We start from the raw sequence: 20,793 nt of genomic DNA on the forward strand, positions 1-20,793 counted from the left end.
ACCAAACCAGATCTTCATAATGACAAACCGATGATCGCTCGTGTGGCAAAGCAAAGCTACGATGCCATCTGGCCTGATGACGAAACAGCCAAGACAGAGCTATTTCGATTATCGAACTGGAATTACGCCGGATACGGTCATTCTTCCAAAGTGTCAGTGCTACGTTGCATTCTAATCAAAGAGCAGACCGCTGCATGCGAATTGTCAGCATCGCTAAGCTGGCTGAACGAGACCAAAGTTATCGAAGCAGTCTTCGAGGGCGCGGACAATGATTGGCGCCTTGTGGCGGTGAAATCCAGATAACCGATGTGACAACGTCGGCATTCGGCGTCCCAAACACATAACGCCGAAATCGTTCTCCTACTTTATTTCGATATAAACGCGCGTTGAAACTAGCGAACACCACCTCTGGAGTGCTGCTATTTTCAGAAAATGTGATAATGATCGCTGTTGTGGCACGGTAGGCAAAAGGGGTTTCCGCGTGAACAGTGAGGCATTGGATTTCGCTAATGAACATTCTTTGGAAAAAACCAATGATCCCGAGATCGATAAGCCAGTCTTTAGGCGTCCAGGCTTCAACGGAATAAGTACCTTTGAAGAAATCGATCACCGGCTTGCGAAATACCTGCGTGAAGCACGCGATAAGGCAGGCCTGAAACAAGCCGATTTTGCTCCGCTCATGGGACTTTCTACGCCGGTTTATGGTCGCTATGAACGCGCGTTTTCAAAGCTGCATGTCACTCGCTTGGTGCATATTTGCGAAGTGCTGAACATTATGCCCATCGAAATGCTTTACGAGGCAGCACCTCATTTGTGGGGCAAAAGTGAGGAGGAAGCCAAGGATCGCGTCGAACTTGCGAAACTCGTAGCTAATCTCCCGCATAGTACAACGCGTGACTTGCTTTCGTTGGTTAAGAAAATGGCTGACCTACAAAGCCAAGTCGACGCCAAACCGCAAAGCAAGGAGTGAATTAAACAGTCGTAGCCAGCAATGGCTATTGCGAATGGCCGACAATTGCTCGAAATGCGCGATCTAAGAACCAATCATCAATTGGAGGATCGGGTTCGCTATTGTACTCCCTCACTTAATATGGTACTAAATTTCATACCTAATTTGATATGGACTTGTTATGCAACGTGTGGAAGCAAATATAGCGGTCAGCGTTTCTGACCTGAAAAAAAGTCCGTCCGCAGTAATGGACGAGGCTAACGGCGAGGCTGTGGCTGTTCTTAATCATAATCGAATTATGGCTTATATGGTTCCAGCTAGCGTCTATGAAGCCATGCTCGAACAGCTGGATGATATTCGCCTCACTGAGATAATCCGGAAACGAGCCGACGAAAAAGGAATTTCGGTCGATATCGATGCCTTATAAGCTTGAATTCTTGCCATCGGCTCTCAAAGAATGGAATAAACTCGGCGCGACGATCCAGCAGCAATTGAAGAAGAAACTACGCGAACGATTGGAAACGCCGCGCGTCGTGAGTGCTTCACTTCATGGTATGCCCGATCATTATAAGATCAAGCTTCGCCAGTTGGGCTACCGACTTGTTTACTCCGTCAATGACGACACTGTGACGGTGTTGGTTGTGGCCGTTGGAAAACGTGAGCGTGGCGATGTTTATAATACCGCTCGCTCCAGGACCCAATAAATTCTCCAGAAGTTGTCCGGCTTGCATGGGGCGGTAAGGATGGACAATGATACGACCGTTCATTACCTTGGAGGTCGCCTAAGCGACCTCTTTTGTTTGGTCCGAGACGAGGTTGTGCAGATAATCGGCAACAGCCTGGGCTTTGGCTGCAGTGGTGATAATGGCGCGTTTATCAGCCTTCAGGACGGCCAGCCAATTATCAACGTAGGCGGCTGTGTTTTCGTGAGGATCATGGGAAACACCGAGGTCAGCGCAGAGAAATGCTGCAGACAGTTCTGCGACGAGCTCTTCGACCGCGTAAGCGTCGGTACCGAAGCGGCCTGACAGGTCGCGATCAAGGCGATGTTTTGCGCCTGACCAATGACCAATTTCGTGCAGAAGTGACGAATAAAGGTGGACGCCGCTTAAAAAGCGCTCGCGGTCGGGCATGAGAATGTCGTCAGATCCAGGACGATAGCAAGCCTTCGTGCCGCCGTAGTGAATGACAGCACCCGCCTGGCGGACAAAGGTATCGACGGTTTCATTGTGCGGCACGGGCGTCGTCGGCATTGGTTCAGCTGGGCTGTAATATTCGATAGGCAGGTTCTCGATCTGCTCTACGTTGAATACTGTGTAGCCCTTGAGATAAGGGATTGAACGGTCGTCATCTGTGTCCTGATCCTTGGGCGTAAGGGTGCCATACTTGACGACGAGCGATCCACGTTCGCCCTTCCGGACTTGACCGCCGAGATCCTTCGCCTGACGATAGGTCATCCAGCTGGTCTCCTCGTAGCCGTTCATCTGTGATGCAATCCAGAGCATGAGAACATTGATGCCGCGATAGGCTTCGCCGCTGGATCGGCGGGGGATGATGGAGGTCGGGCGGGTATTTCCGCGCCAAGGCTGCACCCAAGGTTTGGTGCCGGCTTCCAGCTGCTCGATGATGAGGTCTGTGATGCGCTGATAGGTGTCGCTGACGTTGTTCATGGCCGTCTCCATTCGTTGGTTGACGGCAAGAAACGGAGATAGCCGAGACGAGCCCATGCACCCTTTGGGCCGCAACAGAAGTGGAGGACCGCGAAGCGGTTGCATGGGGGAGAGGCTATCGCAGCTTGTCCGTCAATCAGCCAACGAGTGGGGTGGCCCAAATGTCACTCACCGAAGCTCACAGACTGGCTCTCTGCGCAGAGGGTTGCATCTCTTATCGTTCGCGGTCGTCGGAATCCCGCTCGGGCTGCATTTGCGCCGATAGTTCCGCAAGCCGGGATGGGTCCGCGGCTATTTTCTGCTCTGGTGACATTCGCTCGACGGCGGGATTATCTGCATTTCTGACCTGATCCGGGCGCGACAGGCGGGAGAAGTCAGAACGTGCCGTAAATGTGATTACGGTATCGTCATCGGGCAACCGCTCTGGAAGGTCGGTGCGATCGACGGCGACAATCCCGTGGTCGGTAACAAGGCTGGCTACACGTGTATCGTGCCCGAGAACCTGACCTGAAATCTGTTCGCCCAGCCTGGCGGTGCGCACGTTGTGCTCGAAAGCATTCTCACCGCGCATTTCCAGATCGACGAATGCAGCTCTTATGGCTTCCTGCCGGTTTGGATCGATCGCGTCTTTAAAGATATGTTTCATCGCCGGACTGGAGGGATCGTTGGTCGTCGCTATCGACGCTTCGATCATGCGCGGCTTGGTAATGACCGTGAAGTCAACCTCATGACTATGTTCGCGACCGATGGCTGTTAGCAGTGCCTCCTGGGCCCGCCCGTTACCTTCTCAGAAGGGGTGCACATAATTCAACTCTGCCAAAACTTTACCGGCGATTTCGGCGAACTGTTCGACCGATGCCCCCGCAATATCTCGGGATTCCTGATTGGTCTAAAGGCTTCGTCCAAGCCCATCTCGATGCGCGAACCGTGCAGGAACGAGGTTCCGCCTTTCGACAGATTTCCAATCGGCTCCACTCTCTGGCCGTCAACTACTGGGCTTTCATCCCGGGTATGACCGGCCCATTTGTAAATATCTTGGGAGATATAACCATGAATGGCCTTCAGATGTTTCGCGTCGAAAGCGCCTTTCGGTCCGTCTCCTTCGGCAATTTCAGCCATCCGGAATGCTGCCGCGCGATATTCTTCGACGCGCAGTTCCTTATGGGACTGGATTCCGAGTTTGTTGTGCAGCACGTTCCTGCGGTCGGGATCGTCCGATGTGTTCGGATAGATATAGGAGCCTTTAGGTTCCGTTTCAGCCATAGCGAAGACCAACAAAAGCCGCCTGCCCGGGGCAGGCGGCATCAAACTAACAAGGACGAGCTTGAACTATTGCGGTTTGCGGACAACGCGCTCTTTGTATTCGTCACGCGTGATATCGCCAGCGACATAAGCAGTGGTTGCCGCTTCCAATAATGGATCGTAAACATAACCCTGACGCATATTTGCGGCGCGTGCCTGATCGGTAGCCTTTTTGCGCTTGGCAACAGCTTCCGGAGATCGATCCGGACGGGGGGCATGAGAGTTCATCTTCAAAACTCCTGTTAAGATAAACCCTAGCACAAAAAGTGCGGAAAATCCAGAAAACAAAGTGATTTGCGCGACGTTCGGGGTGCGCCCGGCACTTGGCCGGGCGCTGTTGGGCTATCAATTGCGTGGTTCCCACTCGAGAATGGCCTGAAGGCTTGGGTCGTCCTGTCCGCCGAAACGGCCGAGGTTGGCGTTGTAGTTCAGGCGGCGGATCGAGAGATTGCGCTTGAAGCCTTCGCCATCAGCCTTTGCCCTTTTCCAGATCCCGCCAACCTCGATATTGAAGCCACGCGGGGACTTGGCGAAAACGCGGTGCGTCGGAGCGTCCGGGTTTTCCGAATTGAACGGCACGACCTCAATGTCGATGTCGTCGGTCAGGGTCGAGATGCGGCCTTTGCCGGAAGCGGTGTCGAGGTCTTCGCTGTCGAACTGGATGAAGTTGGTGATTTTGTTGGCCATGGTATTCACTCCTCTATGTGGTTGCGATGATCGTTCACTGGCACGGCGGTAAGCGGTGTTGCACCCTTGGGCCGGAGCGCAGCGGAGGAAGCCGAGGGCCGAAAAATTTGTCGCGCGAGGAGCCGTAGGCGGGGAAATTTCAGGCTTCCGGCTTTGCGGCAACCGCGTCGACGTGCGAACGAGCGTCAAAAGCAACCGAATTAGAGGTGTGCTATAAACGCCAATATGGCAATTCATCTCGTCGAAATAGACCGTAGACACAATACCGCAATTATCACGCATGATAGCCGGATACAGCGCATTTACAACAGTATTCGTGTAATCTTGGAAATTCTGGATAACCGGATCGGTTCCCTACGTTGATCATCCTATAATGCCAATATGGTTATGCACGGGCGGACTTATCTGGAGGCATGGACCCGTCGATAGAGATGCGGGCTCCCTACGTCCTCCGCCCAGATTAAAAGCAACCGCTCGCGTGCTACATTCTCGGCATACCCCTATTCGGCAATGTCGATGCCGTCGTTTCCCGGCAAGTAGCGCAACATCGCTTCAGCCTGATCAGCGCGCAACCAGGCTGCATGACCACGTCTTTCCGCTCAAGAAGCCGCTCTCCTCCCTTTCGCAAGCGTCGATTGCGGCCATAAGGCCACCGCTGCGGCGAAAACGTAGCGAAAGATCATTGCATTGCTTCCGTTCCATGACGGCCAGCAAGCCCGAAAACCGATCGCGTCAGATGCAATTCGCCAGCGGCCGCGCGCGCTGTCATGGCGCGCAAATAGCCGCCCGGCGATTTCACTTGCCTCTCGTCGAACTTCTGCAGCGTGATCGCGATGGCAATAGTGGCGGCCTGTTCCCCCATCTGCTCGACAGCGCGGCAGCGAGCGTCTTCGGAAATGCCAGCCATGCGGCACATTTGCGGGGCAAGCCGGGCCAATTCAGCCCAGGTGCGGGGGCGCGATACTCCGTAAGTCGACAGTGCCGGTATTGCCAGTAACAGATCTTGCAGGCCAATTAACGTTTGTGGCGGGTGGTGCGGTTGATTGACTTGGCTCGTATCGCGTCCCAGGCTGTTCTCGAGAGCTTTTCTACCGGCGAAGCCGGTTTTAGGGAAACTGAGTTGTTCGGTGTATGCCGAACGCATTTCATCTTTACAATATTCAAGGTAATAGGGGTTTGTAATCTGTTTGTGCATGTCGTTTTCGACATATGGGCATGTCGAATCTTCGTTTCTAGCGGAAGGCTGCTCGCGGTGAGGCATCTGCATCGCCCGCTCGATGATCCATTCAATCAAGGCAGTTGCGCGACGCAGAACAGCACTTGATGCCCTGCTCGCGATGCCTACCGCATCGAGAACACGTGCAAAACGCTTCTCGATCAACGCGTGCAATCGCGCAGGCAGGTCCTCGACAGACACGAGCGCGTAACGCAGATTGCGAACGGCGCCGCGATAGCGACGCAGGTTTGCATTGAGTGCTTTCTTTTCCGCCTTTGCTTGCCGTATCATTTCATCAAGCTCCGCGAAGCGAGCAATGAGAACGCGCAGATCGATACCGCAAGCGTCGGCAATACTGTCGTCCCCATCACGCACCGGATAGCGTTTATAGTTGCCGCTATCCTGCATGGTAATAACGCCGGCATCAAACAGCCGGGATAACACACGGCTGACACGTCCCTCGGATCGCCCAATCTCGAACGCAAGCGCAGCGTTGGATTTGAACACGATCGGTCGGCCACCTTTGTCATAGCTCTCTGCTGGAGCGGTACTGATCAGTACAACAAGCAAATGTGCCTCTGTGCCGTTGATGAGGCCAAGGCAAGGGAGTGACTGCGCAAGTCCGATCAGTTGGCCGCGTGTCACGGTTCCAATTTTCGCAGTCTGAGCCAGCCGCCGAAACTCGGTTCGTTGTGATGTCTGTTTGCGGCCGACCCGCCGCACAGGCTGTAGGGCTTCCACCATACTCCTCGTCTCCTCTTAGGGACTAGGCAAAGCTTTCCCGTTCGCCGAAAAGCGTTTTGTATTGACTTTGGAAGTTGGGAGTGCGAGTTTAATTTTACGAAATATTTGAAATTTGCACCCCGCTTCCGGATTTTTTCGGGAGCGGTTTTTCTTTTTTACCCGGTCACATTCTCCTCAAGTTTGGTATTCAACAGCAATTAATGTTACCGATTTGGTTCACTCCGACAACCCATAAAAAGACGTATTTGCTGAACAGTACGCCCGGAAAGCTATTATTTGCAGATATTTGGTCAAAAATCTTCCTTATAAGTCATCCAATCGGTATTCACATATTACCTTTACGGTAACATCAATCGAAATTACCAGTTCTATTAACCGAAGCCATCTCGCCTCTCTTAATGGGCCTCCGGCAACCCTACAGCGCGATATGAGAGCGCGGGTGCCTCCGGCCGGCGGCGTTCGCTACGCTCCCACCGCAAACTGCGCTCAAGAATCGTTTGAAGGTCCAAGGCAGATTAACCCGAGATCAGGATTCTGCTGAAGGGTCTTCGATGTTTACAGGTAAGCGACGGATTGGAATCTGGATTCAAGGCGATTATATTTTCGACGTTCAAAGCGGATGGAGACGTGACCAGATTGCGATGAACGGCCCCGGTGTCTTTGGGAAGAGCTCCGGGGTTTTAGTTCCTTCCGCCGACTCCGCGTGTTGCGCGATGCAACGATTAAGCGATAGCTCAAATAGTGTGACCGGAGCACTGTTTCCCAAAGTCGGATATTGTTTGGATAAAGCGACAATTTGTAAAATCGATTTTCAGTGCTAGTTTACAAGCCGACGGCCCGTTCATTCTAACGGGAGATTAATAAGATGATATCGCATTCAATGGATAGGCCCTTAGCCGCAGTGACTGTTTGCGCTCGTATCGCATTCTTAATGATACGAGTTTCGTCATGAAAAAGAGCGATCAGCAGGTTTATGGCGAGATCTGCCATGCAGTACACCTTGACCGGACATTGAAGGAGCCGTTTACCGCAAAAGACATAAGACGATTTTGTCCGAATTGGCCATATACACGTCATTTCAGCTTTCTGGCAGAAAACTGTACGGAGAAGCTCTGCGGAGAAGCCCCCCTCTTTGTTCGTGTCGGTCGTGGCCAATATCGCCTTCGGGTCCGGTAAATAAATGCATGCATCGATGAACCAAGCACGATGATCGCATCGAACTGCGATCTGTCAGCAATGTAACTGAAGTAAACGGCGTGCCCGTCATCCCCAGTAATATGCTGGGGCTGGCAATTAAATGACCCTGTGCGCCGCAGCGTACGATGGATTCTTGCGATCGTGCAGTCGACAATTTCAGACGCAGATAAGAACATTGAGGTGTCAAACTCTGTTCACATTCCGTAAATAGGACAGCGGACCACCAGAGTGCGGGGGAATAGGAAAGCATGAACAGAAACTCGAGAATCGCCTCGAAGCCTGTCATTGCCACGGATAAGGATGTTCGCAGAGCGACGGCCATCACCGATTTGCTCGTCCAGCCGTTGGGCATTCTCCCTGCTGCTGTTGGCGATCCCATTCGCCCGGTCGCAATCGGCTTTTTTCAGCAGGTTTCGCCTTACCTCAGTCCAGGCGAAAGCGTCACTGCACTTCGTCGCGCTATCGGCGCTTATGTTCACTCGAAGCGCTATTATCTGGCGTGCAGCCGGCCAGATGCGATGTGTCATGACATTAACGGCGAGCCCGTTGAGCCAGTGTCAGATTCAGACCAGCTGAATGCTCAAAAGCGCCTGCAAATCTTCCGAGAGCAAAAGAGCCAAACGCCAGCGCCCGCCATTGTCGCCGCCCCTGTTGCAGCTGCAGAGAACAAAAGCGATTTGATCCGAGCCTCCCTCCTCGGGAGATCGCGAAGCTGATTTTAATTTGCAGCGCTTGAAAGTCAGCTGAAGCCATCAAAAGCCTCAGCCCTCTTCGAAAGTCGGTCACCGTTGGCAATGTATAGAGTGTTCATGCGTTTTCAGCCGCTACCGCGCAGTTAAATTTTGTAAGCACAGGTTTCAATCAGAGTCTTGTTTACTTATTTATGCGCAATATCGACTTATGAACGACAATTATCCTTCCTCTATGATCGATTGGACTGGCCAATCATCTTTCAAACGCCGACAACGTGTCCGGTTGCTGGTGGCTGTGATTGTCATGTTGATAGCTTTTGTCGGGGTTACGATGCTCGCATACAGCCTCCTCATCAAGTACATCTGAACGCGCCATCCTTCTAGAAGACGCGTCTTCGAATGAAATGTTTGACTAATCCCAAAAGGGCCACTTAGCTTAGCCTGCTACAGGACACTGAATGACATGCCGCGCTGCCGATCAGTCTCCTCGACATCCAGGGATAAAAGATCATGAGCATCCGAAGGTTTCAGTTGCACTTTCTGGGCATCCATCGCGGCAGCGATAGCCTGCCTATTCCCCCAGAGTTTTCCCCGCCTGGTCGTATCCGGACCGTCGGCAGGCTCCGCAATACTAAATTCAATCTGGCCGGCATCAACACCGTCACAAATCAAACTGCCTGACCCGTTCAGGAATATAACACTCAAGTCTGCGCCTCCTCACAAGAACTCCTACTGGTCATATGGTCAGCGGCTGCTTGGTTCAATGATCAATTGATGGGGTGGCGGCGATACGAGGCGGTTGCGCGTCCCCCGCGCATTCAATAGTCTCCATCGGCAAAGCAAACGTCGCTCCATTTAAGAGGATTCATATGGCAACGGGCACGGTAAAATTTTTCAATTCTGACAAAGGTTTCGGTTTCATCACGCCAGAAAGTGGCGGCAGTGATGTTTTTGTGCATGTCTCCGGCTTAGCCCAAGCGGGCGTATCGCTCGGAGAAGGCCAGAAGGTCAGCTACGAAATCGGTCAGGATCGAAAGACTGGAAAAGCCAAAGCGGAAAACGTTCGACCGATCTGAATCGGCATCCCGCAGATTTTTCGCCACGTCCACCGCTGCAATCTGGCGGCGATGGTCTTCGTACGAGCGGCCTACGCTTATATTTCCGATCTCCCTTAATCAGCGGTATTCCGTGCGAGCTTTGCTGAGAACCGGATCTGAGACGCCCGTCTTCTTTGGTTTCCGTCGGCGAACCGGTTACCCGTACGAAAGCCGCTCGCCTAACGGTTCGAACGTCGAAAAAGGGAAAACCAGTGCGACAAGCAAATCAACGCCAGACCGGCCATGAGAATTAACCCGAGCGTGAAAAAACCACTGAGAGCCCAGAATATGATGGGGTTATCGCTCATATAAACGTCCGGTCCTTGTCGATTGACGATCCTTCCGCTCTGTATGACGCCAACGAGACCTTGTGCACCAGCCCAGACCAGCCAACAAAGCAATCCCGTGAACAGGCCCGAGCCCAGAATTTGGCTTATTCGCGATAAACGTTTCCAACTCATGGCTGTGCCTTAAGAAACGGGTCAAAACAGTGTCATATTGAGGCGAGATGCCCACTTGCCTTCATTCCTGAAAACAGGAGCTGGCGAATTGAAAAGGTCCCTCCCCTCGCCTTCTGTGTCAGAGATCGTAGATATCCGCCAGGCGAATTGATGGTCGATAGTTTCTGCAGGATCCAGGCAATAGCGGTCGAGGTGATTTCTAGTCCCATGAAACGGATCGCTTCCTGATAGGCTGACTGAGTGATGCCGAGAAAGCCTGAGACTATCCGCGAGGCATCGTGAAGCTCACGCCATGTGCCAATTCCTTTCGCACCATATTCGCGAATATCTGGACAGGATCGAAGCACCTGATCGAGAGAAATGGATGGCGTTAATTCGCCAGAAATTCCTTCTTCCGGCTTCACAGAAACTAGTGTATCCGCGGAAGGCGCGTTCAAATCAATATTTTCGCCATTTTGAGATTCAAAAAGGGATTCTGGCAGGGATTCATTATGCTGCCGCTCATATTGAGCGACGCTGGCGCTCATTTCCGGAACAATCTCTATCGTTTTCAGAGCGATAGCCAATTCACCACGAATGGTTTCAAAACTGGCCCTGATCGCGGACAGTTCATCAAGACATGCACGACGAGGGATAGCGTCGACAATGGAGCGGAAGCGAACGAACAATGCTTCGACACACTCACTAAGCTCACCTGTTTCTTCGGCCTTACCCGCAAAAGCTGCCGCCATATCTCGGCGCATGACTGACACTTCGTCGCGAAGACGCTTCAGTGCTTTCTGATCGGCGAGTATCTTATCCGCGATAGCAGCAATTTCAGAGGCGCGATTGAGCAAGGGCGCAAAGGAAAAGCCGAAAGCAAGCTCGACGCCGCCTTCCCTGTCCTTATGAGCATAGCGTTTACGTGTCGGGCTATCTTTGCGCGCAATGATCCCGGCTTCAATCAGGGACGCCAGATGACGGCGCAGTGTGGACTCCGGCATGCCATGGGCGCGCAGCGAAAGCTGTCGATTGGATGGAAAAACGACAAGACCGCTTTTCTCATGCAACTCATCATCGGGTAGAAATGACAGAAGCGAGCTCAGCACGGCAAGGCAACGATCGTTCAGATCGAATTCTGCCTTAGCCACGCAGAGCTGTTTGTAGAGCGTCCATCTGTTTACACCCCTCCCCTGCTTCGGCTTCTCTTGCCGATCAGAATTTTGGGCAAACATCTTCATTCGCCCACGGAATGCGGGCGTGTCAGTCTGCAGAATTTGCATTCCCTCTCACCTTTCAAAAGGCAAAAGAAATCCGCTCACCAAAATGGCGCCAAGGACTCTTGACACTGATTCGAGGAAATGCGATTCTTGATCCTGCTACAAACCATGAAATCGGCTTCCACGACGGCGACGTTTTGGGGGCCTTTTTCTTTTTGTGGTCTCTCCTTATTGACCGTTGATCATATACGTTCCGTTGCCGTTTAAGTCTTGGAACGCTCGTCGAATTGTTTAATCAAGTCTGGCATACGGTTAGTTAGCCACTGAGCAAAATGACTTTCCTGTTTTGGAATCGTCATTATGACACCAGACGTGGTGGACCTAACCCGCCCAAAGAGCCGATTTCCCAGAAAAAACTCCCTCGTTTCTTCAGCGTCTTCTTCACCTGCCGAAACGTTTAGCGGTTTTGCCGCTGCGGAAACTAATGCAAAACGTGTCGCGCTATCCGAAGCGATGAAGTCATCGCTTTTAATCAACTCTCGAATGGTTTCGAGTTGGGTAGGGTCTTTGAGGTTTTCAGCGAGAGCAGTCCACTTAGGACGTCCAACTGATTTAGCCCGACCTATGGCATATATTACATCTTCTGGAATAACAGAGCTGACCTTGAATAGATGAGAGATCGCAGACTCACTCAAACCCAGCACGGGACAGATAGCGCGATGCGAGAAGCCTACGTTTTTTAACTGTAAAGCCCACATTGCTTGTTCAATCCACGTGAGGCCCTCACGTACGCCATTTTCGAGCGATTGCTCCTCGATCAACTGTCGATCAGTGAGCTCTCGAATGAAAGCTTTGATCTTTAATGGCTCATTCTGATCGGTTTCCCCCATCAGTGACTTGATTGCGGCCAGTCTCCGATATCCATAAGCCAGTTGATAATGGCCGGGCTTGGACGGATGCGGTCGTGCTAATACCGGTATCTTTTGCCCTTCTGCTGCGATTGAAGCTTTTAGTAACTCCAGTTCGCTATCCGCTTCGGCATCGTTTTCAAACCGATCTTTGAACGGGGAACGCTCGATCTTGCTGGGATCAAGTGTAACAATGCTATCTTCCGTAAGCTGCGTGAGGGCTCGACCGACGTTGGAGATGACAGGAGAAGAGTGGCGCCTTGCAATTGAATTTTGTTCAGCGGCGTCAGGAGTGCCCACAAATTCGGTTCTGCTGTCAGCATCGGCCATTCGTTTCAGGATGCTTTTCTTCATTTGGATCGCTCCCATACCTTCTGGATCAGAGCAAGGATCTCAAAGTTAACCCGATCTGCGCTTTCAATCGCTCTTTTTAACGCTTCACGGCCTACCTCTCCCGGCTCCAACTCGTAGAGTGTTTTCTTGGCAACTGCGGCCCCTGCTATCGCAGTTGATTCCAGTGCCTCGGCGACTAAAACATCATCACCAAAAAGGCGGCGCATGACACCGGACATATATTTTTGGGGCCCGTCATTCGGATTTACGCGAGTGAGTAAAAACTTAAAGTAATCGTGGTCGAATCGAGCGCCAAATTGGGCCAAAACATCGGCCAAATCAGATATCATAATGAGAAATTGATTGCAGGACGCGACATCAAGCATCGCAGGATGCACTGTCACGATCAATGAAGTCGCGGCGTAGAGGGCGGCCAGGGTGGTATAGCCAAGAGAAGGTGGAGTATCTAGGATTACCAGATCGTATTGGTTCTCCACCGAAGCGATCGCTTTTCCAAGTCTCTCGAAAAACAGTCCGAGTTCATCTCTGTTTCGCGATGTCAGGTAGGAAGGAGTATCAAACTCGAAGTCCATCAATTCGAGATTGCCAGGGACTAGGTCAACGCCGGGAAAATATGTTGCACGAATAACCTCAGCAAGAGGGCGTCGCTCATCATCATAGCGCAGTGCTGCATAAGCAGTCTCATTCTCTTCAAGATCGAACTCAGGCTGAATGCCGAACATCGAAGTCATCGACGCTTGAGGGTCGAGATCTATGCAAAGAACTCGATAACCTTGCAGGCCAAGGAAATGCGCTAAATGGACCGAAGTCGTTGTTTTAGAACTACCGCCTTTGAAGTTGGAGGTTGCTAAAACTTGTAGTCGTTCCCCAGGCCGACGGTTAGGAAGCAAATCCTGAGCTTCTTCTGGACGTAAGTCGGCGAGAAACGATCTTAGATCTTTGACTTGCTCGATTGTGTAGGTGCGGCGATTGTTCTCCGCTCGCTCGGGCTGCGGCCCCTTCCCTTCTATAGTAAGCTGTCGCAATGTGCTTTCAGGGACGTTCAATAAACGTACTAGGTCAAGCGTGGAAAAGGTGCGAGTAAACGACTTACGCGCTTGTGGTGGGTAAAAGGCCTCCCGCATATCCCGCAGTTCCACAGAAAGCTTCGAAGTGTAGCCTTCGATCTTTGATGCGGTGTCGCTGACGGTGACATTGGTTGGCTGAAGCATTATTTCCTCATGACGGTTATGAACGCGAAAAGTGTTCATTACCGTCAAAGATACCTATATCTGACGATTCGACAATGTTTTTTTAGTTAATAAGAGGTTAACGCGGAAACAGGCGATCTTTACAGTTGTAAAGATCATTGCGGGTCGGATGTGATACCAGGAACTTTACAGTTGTAAAGAGTTGTTGGCTTGGTTGGGAATCGCTATCAATGTGGACCGGTTCTGCCGCTCGTGACGGTCCTCCCCTGCGACTGTGCTTTCCCAGATCGAGGCTGAGCATTCGGCAGGGCTCAAAACTTGACGGATAGTCAAGAACGTACCGTGTGTCCGCTTAGGGGGGGGAGCGGTCGGTGCGTTTATGGACATAGGATCTGCAACCTGAACATCTGCTGATGGGCACAACGCCATCGTCATTTTCATCCCGGGCCGGCCAAGCCCATTCTTAGAGTCTGTCCAAGAAGTTATTCATTTTGAACAGAGCCTTCGCAACATGAGGCGGATAGACGCCAGTTTGATGAATGCGAGCGCATTATGTGTGAGGTTCTCAAAGTCCTTGGCCAGTCTGCGGCATCGTCCAAACCATGCAAAGGTCCGTTCGACGACCCAGCGTCTGGGCAAGACCTCAAAGCCCTTTGCCGTGTCGGAGCGCTTCACTATCTCGGTTGTCAGACCCGGCATTGCCTTCTTCTGGCCTTTGGCAAAAACAGGCCCCTGATAGCCGCCATCAGCGAACAGCTTCTTCAAAAACGGGTAGCGCCCAAACAGCGTCTTGAGTACCAGAATACCGCCATCGCGGTCTTGGATGTCGGCCGGATGAACCAGTGCGTGCAACAACAGTCCTACCGTATCAACAAGGATATGGCGCTTCTTGCCTTTGATCTTCTTCCCCGCATCATACCCGCTCTGGTCGATACAGCGCCCCCTTTTTCGGCACTTTTGACGCTCTGGCTGTCGATGATTGCTGCGGTTGGGCTGGCTTCGCGTCCCATCGCCTCGCGGCATTTCATATAAAGTTCTTCGTGAATACGTCCGAGGGTGCCATCCCAGTTCCACAAATCGAAATAGCTGAATAGCGTGCTCTTCGGCGGCAAATCCTTTGGCACAGCCCGCCATTGGCAGCCCGTGCTCAGAATATAGAGCAGGCCGTTGACAACCTCACGAACATCAACCTCGCGCTTGCGGCCGCCGCGTTTAGCTGGAGGGATTAATGGTTCGACCAGAGCCCATTCCGCATCCGTTAAGTCACTCGGATAGCGCAGACCATTCCGATTGTATGTGCCACGGTTTGCCTTCGTCCACATCGCTTCCATACCTAACCATTGAAAATCAACAGCATGGAATCACAAGTGACTCATATCATTCAACTTGTTTCTGGACGGACACTTAGAGTCCTGCTAACTGCGAGGAGACGTTGTTTGTTGGAATTGATGTGGTCTATATTTCCGAGAAAGCTGCTAGCCTACTACACTGCAAACAACTAATAAAAGGCGTTCTTCACGATGCCATTTTCAAGACCAACTATAATAGGGGAGCACTGACTCATGGCAATCACTCTTCAGGGAGCAAAAATGCTTTGGGGGCGTGCCGCGGCTCGGTGCTCGATGATCAGTTGCCGTATTGATCTAGTACTTGATGAGACGGAAACGGACAACCCTGGACTAGTAGGTGAGATGGCTCACATGGTCGCTGAAAGCGAGAATGGGCCTCGCGGTGTTTCGCCTTTGACGGCCGAAGAGCGTGACCGTTATGGTAACTTGATCCTGCTCTGTCGTAACCATCATCGTGAGATCGATGCTCAGCCTAAGATTTGGCCAGTCGAGCGTCTTCAACAGATCAAACAAGATCACGAAGCATGGGTAAGGCAGTCTCTTCCCGGCTTTGACGAACAGAAGCAGCGCGACGACGAAGCGTTCGCTGCCTACATCGACCAATGGGCCACGCGCTCGCACCTTCGAGAGTGGAAGATTTGGATCGGCGCGGTCTTTGCGCATGGACAGCCAAGTTTGAAAATTGACATACTCAATGATCTTGACTCCCTTACTGGTTGGATACTAACTCGCGTTTGGCCAAACCGGTATCCGACTATTCGTTCAGCTCTCCAGAACTTCGCGCGGATTCTTCGCGACTTCTTGAACACATTTCAGGAGCGCGCCACAAAGCCGTATGCTGATGCGACCTTTCATCAGACCACGAAATTCTATCAGATTGATGAGTGGAACGAGCCGCGCTACCAACGGCTCGCCAAGGAGTTTGATTATCACGTTGATCTCGTTCAGGACTTAGGTTTGGAACTTACACGCGCGGCAAATCACGTTTGCGATGAGGTCCGAGTTCATCTCATGCCTAGCTTCATGCTTGAGGAAGGCCGACTCTCCGTGATATCCGGACCGCACATGGACATGAGCTGGAAAGAAAGGGTTCTGCAGTACAGCGCAGAAGAGAAAGCTTCGATACCTCCTTATCCGGGGCTCGAGGAATTCCTGGCTAAACGCGTTGATCGGGACTGGCACTATGGTGAAGGGCCATTGTTCCAAGATTAAGAACGAAACGGTTGAAGAGGCATCGGCCGTGGCCCCATAAGTCCCGGTGGCAGCCGGACTGACAGCGGTAGGTGCAAACAAGCTGCACGTGTATGCAGGGTGGTTCGCTTTAAGACACATTGTTCACAGGCTTGTTTGTGCAGGCGACTGCTTTCAGGTCTGTGCGCCCCGTCCTCGAAGGCCCCTTGGGGTCGGAGGCTGTTGGACCGGTAAGCGCGCAATTCCTGCCGTTCAGGTTGCCACTTCGATTTCCCGAAAGTGGTGGCCTGACGATTTGACACTGTTGCTTCTCGGCGATTTGAAGTGGATTTGTACAGATAAGGAATGCATAAGAAAATGCTTAGTTGGGTGCCTGTTTTATGAGCTAGACGTAGCCTTATCAGACCCGAAAAGCGACCTCAATTGGGTACTGGATCTTAACCTGCCTGAGACGTGGATTGGCGGTGACCTGAGAACGCAGCTGCTACGATGGCAGCCATCTTCGAGCGGGCGACGCATATCACCACGACCGTTGGTTATCTAACTGATCTCACGGGCAAGGGGCGCAGAGGCGAGTTTTCACGCGGGCTGGTGCTGATCGCCGGCGGCCAGAAAATTTGGCGAGCCTGATGTGCGTTGAACGCGGATGACAGGCATGAAGTCAGGCGAATACGAGTTAAGTCTCTGAAATCATGCGTTCTGAACGGCTCGACGCAGCCCTAGCGGTGCACCGAATAAACTTACTGCACAGAGCACCTATTACTGCTGATCGTTTATACACGACTGATTGCTTCCACAACCATAAGGAAATCGAAACTAAGTAGATTTAGATCAATTAGTGTAGCGTTAAGGCTTGGAGGAAAAAGGTTTTGCTAAGTGTTGAGAAAAGCTTCTCGCTCGGTGATTTCGAAACACATCTCGACAGTCTCTGGGCACACCCCAATCAAGAACTGAGGCTTCCAAACGCACTTAAGGCTGATGCTGTCGGCGGTCAGGCCTCGCTGATACAGCTGATCATAACTTGGGCTCGTCAAGCGTCGGAAGAAAGTCGATTGCGAATTTATGCCGACGGCGATGACAAGGTGGCGATCGGAAATTTCTCTCGAACCGTGATTGGGTTGGTGGCATTAAATTTTGCTCGTTCAATTCGTGGGTACGCAGGTGCAACGATCGAAAGATCTAGGGCAATGGAAACGGCCTTGCCTTTTGTCGAGGCAATGCATTTTGGCCATCTCCAAGATCTTCGAGAATTCGCGAAAACGACACTCCCGCTAGTTTGTATCGACAACGCCAAGAGACTTGCTCGGCCCAATCGGCTCTATAGCCCAAATAGTGATCTTGTTCGAAGCAGGCGCGACTTTGCCGACTTACTGCACGCTGCAGGCCGAGTAATTATACCTCGATCTCGAGCTATCACCGACTCGAGGTTGGTCAGCGCTGCAGCAAGCCTCATGTACGAGGCTTTCCTCAACACGCATGAACACGCGCAGACCGACGGTACAGGCAATGTCTACCGACGTTCCGCTCGCGGTATCCTCATAGGCTCTCGCTATATCAAACGGGATCAACTGATGCCTAGCGCAGCGGGGCACAGGCCGATTGAAGACTACTTCGAAGCATGGCGCCCTGATTACCCAGACGCTCAACACGCGCAATTCGTAGAACTGTCTATCTTCGATAGCGGTGCTGGCCTCGCCCAGACTTGGTTGCAAAAGAAGGCACGAGTTCCACTGGGCATACTTGGAGGCCAGATTTCCGTAGAGGAAGAGTTTGAGGCTGTACTTGCTTGCTTCCGAAAAGGTGGGACAACGAAAGGAGGAGAAACAAGTGGGAACGGGCTCTTTAGAATAATGCGCGTGGTGAGCGACAATGGAGGATTTATTCGCGTTCGGTCTGGAAGGCTGTCATTGGTCCATGTTGCAGGTGTCCCGGGTCACCAGTCCGGCGTTGACGAGGGTCTGGAGGATTCGATTGATGGCGGTCGCCCTGTCCAACCTAGGGCGTGGGCAGACGGAACTCTGATAACCGTAATGCTGCCTCTGAATCGAGAGCGTAATCAATGAATAGTCTCTATACGTTCCGATGCCGTAGCGCTGAAGTTCCCAATGGAGCTTCAACGCTTGTAATCTTCTCCGGGCCCGGTGAGTTTGATCCAATCGATCTGACTACAGCTGTTTCCGATCATACCAGAAATGATCTGTCACCTGAGTTGGTGATTGTCCTATTCCCTGAAAGCCACACTACCGAACTGCAAAACCTCGATAGCGATCTGGCAGACATTTTCGCGCCGATCGCAAGAGATGTGCCGATTGGAGCGTATGTCTACGATCGCTCCGGAAATGTGCGTTTCACCCGAGCTTTCCGAGCTGACCCTCCCAGTACGCTCGATTTGGACCCGATACGGCGGCAGGGTTTGACCAAGCTATTCCGCGATCGCGGCGGACTCCTAGAAGCTGGACCTACCGCTCATTTCGTGAAACCTTCCGGTCGAGCAGACCGTCGCTTTCTTAGAGCAGCACACGCGCTTGCGGAGGGTGCAGAAATATTCTTCTGCGCGTTTTGGCTGCTGAAGCTGCTGACTGATGATGTCCAGCGGATTCATGTCGACACATCGGCTATAGCGAGCGTCGCATTCGCGGCCGTGATTATGAAGGGTCGAAAAACCGTTCCAGTCATAACGACGTTCAAGTCTTACGATGGTAAGGATAAGCACCCCTTTAACAAGGATCGGAAGGAGCTCGTGCTTATCTCTGCCTCTCAATCTGGTAAAATGGCTACGGACATTTCAAATGTGGTCGCCGATCCGAAGATGGTTGTGACGCTGTTTTCCACGGCTGCACTCGGTGCGAGAGATATGACGACCCTTGCAAATCTCGAGTATGAACCAGAGCTAAATCCCCATGGAATCCAGCCCCATGGCGCCCATATCGACCCCAAGAACAGCCGCCCCATCAATCTCATCGGTGAGCACTTCCATGCTGTTCCAGAAGGTCCGCGTGCGCTCGTCCCTAAACTTGGAGACAGACCCGAGGCAGTCAGAACATTCTTGCATCAATTAGTTGGTCAAGAAGTGTTTCGTGCCTACAAGTCGAGCCTCATTGCTAACGGTCGCAGGGCGATCTGGATTGACGTCGAAAAGTTGATTCTGACGGATGCCTTCAAAAAATGGGTCAGGACACTTGTGGCGACGAGTATCCCGGCCTCAACACGAGCTATCATTCATTTTGACGACGACCCTTCGTCGACAATGCTTGCTTCGACAATCAGAGACGAAGTCGTGGCTCAAGGCGGACGGTTGGCCGAGTGCCGCAGTCTGACCTTGAAGGAGATCGAGTCCGGTGAAAAAGACTGGCAAGTTGACGAATCTCCAGTCCTGGTTGTTGGAGGAGCGACGGGCCACGGAGCTGAGTTTCTTATGGCTAGCCGAGCCCTCCGCAAATACGCCTCCGCCTCTCACAGGATCTACATCACTACCGCGGCAATGCCTTCGTCTCCCGGGTTTTCGTCTGCACTTAAGAGCAACCTAGAGCAGCCCACGCATAGGTTCCATAAGTGGTTTGACATCTTCGTTGATCGAGAACGTTTGGCCGAGAGCTGGAAAAAGGAACGAGCGCTTCTCGTTGAGGACGATTCGCTCCCAAATGAGCTCGAGAAGCGCCTCACCGCTTTGGATAGTTCCGATGGTCTCATTGACAACTTATTTCTGGACGGTCCTGATGGAAAACTAGACCTCAGGGACAATTTTGCTTTTTGGCCCCCCAGTGTTGACTGCTCGAAGTCTACCCAAGCCGACGTATTCACTACAATAGCGGCTATCGTTGCTAACATTCGCTCGGGTCCGAACACACCGCAATCAGAACGACTGATCAATGACGCGTACAATCATTGTGTTATTGCAGCTGAAACGTTCTTCCGCTTCAACGATGGGATAATACAAGCGGCCTTTCTCAGAGCATCACTCCCGATTGAGCTCGATTATCGCGATGCGCCAATCGAAAGCGAACGTCTGGCAGAACTTGTCGGAAGAATGGTAGATCTCCAGCATTTGCCGCACGGGGAGGCGCTGAGCGAGTTCTTGCTCGCTCTCGCCCTTCAGAGACTGAAACTGACCCCCGACAGTGAGGAGGTATTGAGAATTAAGCTGGAGGCCACCGCCAAGGATCTTTCTGAAGTAAACCAATGGATAATAAAGAAGATCCCATGGAGACCGAAGGTGGCGCAGGTGGACATCGGCAGCTAGCGTCCGGTGGTTCCCATCCCTGTGACGCCCCGTTTGGAGCTAGTAAGCTCGGAAGCTTGTTCGAATGAAGCCTTGCATACCGGAGCAAGCGCCACCTGTGCGATACGGTCGCCAGACTGAACTGTGTAGGGCCGTCGGACGTATTTAGAAGAATGACGACCACCTCGCCGCGATAGTCGCTGTCAATTGTGCCAGGAGCATTCAGTACGGTCACTCCGTGGCGTGACACAAGACCAGAGCACGGGGCGTACTTGTGCTTCCAGAGACTCGTGAATTTCGATGCGAATTCCTGTCGGGATATTAGCTCTCTGGCCTGGCTGTATGACTATAGGCAGACCGCTAAACGC

General features: G+C 52.1%; 19 protein-coding genes and 3 pseudogenes. 10 read left to right on the forward strand and 12 right to left on the reverse strand.

All coding sequences use genetic code 11. The features are described 5' to 3' along the window. Positions 1–30 precede the first annotated feature (30 nt). The 4 genes from RI570_RS20640 to RI570_RS20655 all read left to right on the forward strand — a co-directional run bounded on the left by RI570_RS20640 (position 31) and on the right by RI570_RS20655 (position 1,653). Complete coding sequence (locus RI570_RS20640) at positions 31–303, forward strand: hypothetical protein (protein WP_313830732.1); 273 nt, start codon at positions 31–33, stop codon at positions 301–303. A gap of 178 nt (positions 304–481) precedes the next feature. Then, positions 482–970, forward strand: coding sequence for a helix-turn-helix transcriptional regulator (locus RI570_RS20645; protein WP_313830733.1), 489 nt, complete (start codon positions 482–484; stop codon positions 968–970). A 160-nt stretch (positions 971–1,130) separates the two neighbouring features. Then, entirely contained in the window at positions 1,131–1,376 is a 246-nt protein-coding gene (locus RI570_RS20650) for a type II toxin-antitoxin system Phd/YefM family antitoxin (protein WP_128095071.1), read from the forward strand. Further along, entirely contained in the window at positions 1,366–1,653 is a 288-nt protein-coding gene (locus RI570_RS20655; RefSeq protein ID WP_011982866.1) for a type II toxin-antitoxin system RelE family toxin, read from the forward strand. The genes RI570_RS20650 and RI570_RS20655 overlap by 11 nt, the downstream gene beginning before the upstream one ends. Positions 1,654–1,731: 78 nt before the next feature. Here the strand turns inward: RI570_RS20655 and RI570_RS20660 are convergent, their stop codons facing one another. From RI570_RS20660 to repC (RI570_RS20680), 6 genes are all read right to left on the reverse strand, one after another. After that, positions 1,732–2,619 carry an ArdC family protein gene (locus tag RI570_RS20660; protein ID WP_313830734.1) on the reverse strand — a complete coding sequence of 296 codons (888 nt, stop codon included), beginning with the start codon at positions 2,617–2,619 and terminating at the stop codon, positions 1,732–1,734. 214 nt (positions 2,620–2,833) lie between these two features. Then, a complete protein-coding gene (locus RI570_RS21745) occupies positions 2,834–3,313 on the reverse strand; it encodes a hypothetical protein (protein ID WP_409558717.1) in 480 nt (159 codons plus the stop codon). Between the two features lie 113 nt (positions 3,314–3,426). Next, positions 3,427–3,882 (reverse strand): hypothetical protein, encoded by a 456-nt coding sequence (locus RI570_RS21750; RefSeq protein ID WP_409558718.1) that lies wholly within the window; start codon positions 3,880–3,882, stop codon positions 3,427–3,429. A 66-nt stretch (positions 3,883–3,948) separates the two neighbouring features. Next, a complete protein-coding gene (locus tag RI570_RS20670; RefSeq protein WP_313830735.1) occupies positions 3,949–4,149 on the reverse strand; it encodes a hypothetical protein in 201 nt (66 codons plus the stop codon). Positions 4,150–4,266: 117 nt separating this feature from the next. Further along, complete coding sequence (locus RI570_RS20675; protein ID WP_313830736.1) at positions 4,267–4,608, reverse strand: DUF736 family protein; 342 nt, start codon at positions 4,606–4,608, stop codon at positions 4,267–4,269. A 679-nt stretch (positions 4,609–5,287) separates the two neighbouring features. Further along, entirely contained in the window at positions 5,288–6,568 is a 1,281-nt protein-coding gene (gene repC / locus RI570_RS20680; RefSeq protein WP_313830737.1) for a plasmid replication protein RepC, read from the reverse strand. Between the two features lie 1,445 nt (positions 6,569–8,013). Between repC (RI570_RS20680) and RI570_RS20685 the strand changes: the two genes are divergently transcribed. Continuing rightward, the gene (locus RI570_RS20685; protein ID WP_313830738.1) at positions 8,014–8,481 is read left to right on the forward strand and encodes a ProQ/FINO family protein; all 468 of its coding nucleotides are present in this window, start codon (positions 8,014–8,016) and stop codon (positions 8,479–8,481) included. A 420-nt stretch (positions 8,482–8,901) separates the two neighbouring features. On the opposite strand, the gene RI570_RS20690 is transcribed toward RI570_RS20685, so the two are convergent. After that, complete coding sequence (locus tag RI570_RS20690) at positions 8,902–9,162, reverse strand: hypothetical protein (protein ID WP_313830739.1); 261 nt, start codon at positions 9,160–9,162, stop codon at positions 8,902–8,904. 164 nt (positions 9,163–9,326) lie between these two features. On the opposite strand from RI570_RS20690, the gene RI570_RS20695 reads away from it, so the two are divergent. Next, complete coding sequence (locus RI570_RS20695) at positions 9,327–9,533, forward strand: cold-shock protein (RefSeq protein WP_313830740.1); 207 nt, start codon at positions 9,327–9,329, stop codon at positions 9,531–9,533. A 514-nt stretch (positions 9,534–10,047) separates the two neighbouring features. Here the strand turns inward: RI570_RS20695 and repC (RI570_RS20700) are convergent. The 4 genes and pseudogenes from repC (RI570_RS20700) to RI570_RS20715 all read right to left on the reverse strand — a co-directional run bounded on the left by repC (RI570_RS20700) (position 10,048) and on the right by RI570_RS20715 (position 14,997). After that, a complete protein-coding gene (gene repC, locus RI570_RS20700) occupies positions 10,048–11,277 on the reverse strand; it encodes a plasmid replication protein RepC (RefSeq protein ID WP_313830741.1) in 1,230 nt (409 codons plus the stop codon). Positions 11,278–11,477: 200 nt separating this feature from the next. Then, positions 11,478–12,476: a plasmid partitioning protein RepB gene (gene repB, locus RI570_RS20705; protein WP_313830742.1), complete on the reverse strand. Its 999-nt coding sequence runs from the start codon at positions 12,474–12,476 to the stop codon at positions 11,478–11,480. Next, the gene (repA, locus tag RI570_RS20710) at positions 12,473–13,687 is read right to left on the reverse strand and encodes a plasmid partitioning protein RepA (RefSeq protein ID WP_313830743.1); all 1,215 of its coding nucleotides are present in this window, start codon (positions 13,685–13,687) and stop codon (positions 12,473–12,475) included. Before repA ends, repB begins: the two co-directional genes overlap by 4 nt. A gap of 465 nt (positions 13,688–14,152) precedes the next feature. After that, a pseudogene (locus RI570_RS20715) lies at positions 14,153–14,997 on the reverse strand (IS5 family transposase). 231 nt (positions 14,998–15,228) lie between these two features. On the opposite strand from RI570_RS20715, the gene RI570_RS20720 reads away from it, so the two are divergent. From RI570_RS20720 to RI570_RS20735, 4 genes and pseudogenes are all read left to right on the forward strand, one after another. After that, entirely contained in the window at positions 15,229–16,227 is a 999-nt protein-coding gene (locus RI570_RS20720; protein ID WP_313830744.1) for a hypothetical protein, read from the forward strand. 462 nt (positions 16,228–16,689) lie between these two features. Next, positions 16,690–16,836: pseudogene (locus RI570_RS20725) on the forward strand (hypothetical protein); the annotation flags it as partial. 821 nt (positions 16,837–17,657) lie between these two features. Then, positions 17,658–18,269 carry a hypothetical protein gene (locus tag RI570_RS20730; RefSeq protein ID WP_313830745.1) on the forward strand — a complete coding sequence of 204 codons (612 nt, stop codon included), beginning with the start codon at positions 17,658–17,660 and terminating at the stop codon, positions 18,267–18,269. Beyond that, positions 18,266–20,446 carry a hypothetical protein gene (locus RI570_RS20735; RefSeq protein WP_313830746.1) on the forward strand — a complete coding sequence of 727 codons (2,181 nt, stop codon included), beginning with the start codon at positions 18,266–18,268 and terminating at the stop codon, positions 20,444–20,446. Before RI570_RS20730 ends, RI570_RS20735 begins: the two co-directional genes overlap by 4 nt. Here RI570_RS20735 and RI570_RS20740 read toward each other — a convergent pair. Further along, positions 20,443–20,565 (reverse strand): annotated as a pseudogene (locus tag RI570_RS20740) (dUTP diphosphatase); the annotation flags it as partial. The gene RI570_RS20735 and the pseudogene RI570_RS20740 overlap by 4 nt on opposite strands. Positions 20,566–20,793: the final 228 nt, after the last annotated feature.

The sequence above is a fragment of the Brucella pseudogrignonensis genome, from assembly GCF_032190615.1.
GTDB classification, from domain to species: Bacteria; Pseudomonadota; Alphaproteobacteria; order Rhizobiales; family Rhizobiaceae; genus Brucella; species Brucella pseudogrignonensis_B.

Coding starts and splice junctions, on each gene's coding strand:
- RI570_RS20640 (WP_313830732.1), top strand. CDS start 31: ATGATCGCTCGTGTGGCAAAGCAAAGCTACGATGCCATCTGGCCTGAT.
- RI570_RS20650 (WP_128095071.1), top strand. CDS start 1,131: ATGCAACGTGTGGAAGCAAATATAGCGGTCAGCGTTTCTGACCTGAAA.
- RI570_RS20655 (WP_011982866.1), top strand. CDS start 1,366: ATGCCTTATAAGCTTGAATTCTTGCCATCGGCTCTCAAAGAATGGAAT.
- RI570_RS20660 (WP_313830734.1), bottom strand. CDS start 2,619: ATGAACAACGTCAGCGACACCTATCAGCGCATCACAGACCTCATCATC.
- RI570_RS21745 (WP_409558717.1), bottom strand. CDS start 3,313: ATGATCGAAGCGTCGATAGCGACGACCAACGATCCCTCCAGTCCGGCG.
- RI570_RS21750 (WP_409558718.1), bottom strand. CDS start 3,882: ATGGCTGAAACGGAACCTAAAGGCTCCTATATCTATCCGAACACATCG.
- RI570_RS20670 (WP_313830735.1), bottom strand. CDS start 4,149: ATGAACTCTCATGCCCCCCGTCCGGATCGATCTCCGGAAGCTGTTGCC.
- RI570_RS20675 (WP_313830736.1), bottom strand. CDS start 4,608: ATGGCCAACAAAATCACCAACTTCATCCAGTTCGACAGCGAAGACCTC.
- repC (WP_313830737.1), bottom strand. CDS start 6,568: ATGGTGGAAGCCCTACAGCCTGTGCGGCGGGTCGGCCGCAAACAGACA.
- RI570_RS20685 (WP_313830738.1), top strand. CDS start 8,014: ATGAACAGAAACTCGAGAATCGCCTCGAAGCCTGTCATTGCCACGGAT.
- RI570_RS20695 (WP_313830740.1), top strand. CDS start 9,327: ATGGCAACGGGCACGGTAAAATTTTTCAATTCTGACAAAGGTTTCGGT.
- repC (WP_313830741.1), bottom strand. CDS start 11,277: ATGCAAATTCTGCAGACTGACACGCCCGCATTCCGTGGGCGAATGAAG.
- repB (WP_313830742.1), bottom strand. CDS start 12,476: ATGAAGAAAAGCATCCTGAAACGAATGGCCGATGCTGACAGCAGAACC.
- repA (WP_313830743.1), bottom strand. CDS start 13,687: ATGCTTCAGCCAACCAATGTCACCGTCAGCGACACCGCATCAAAGATC.
- RI570_RS20720 (WP_313830744.1), top strand. CDS start 15,229: ATGGCAATCACTCTTCAGGGAGCAAAAATGCTTTGGGGGCGTGCCGCG.
- RI570_RS20730 (WP_313830745.1), top strand. CDS start 17,658: ATGTACGAGGCTTTCCTCAACACGCATGAACACGCGCAGACCGACGGT.
- RI570_RS20735 (WP_313830746.1), top strand. CDS start 18,266: ATGAATAGTCTCTATACGTTCCGATGCCGTAGCGCTGAAGTTCCCAAT.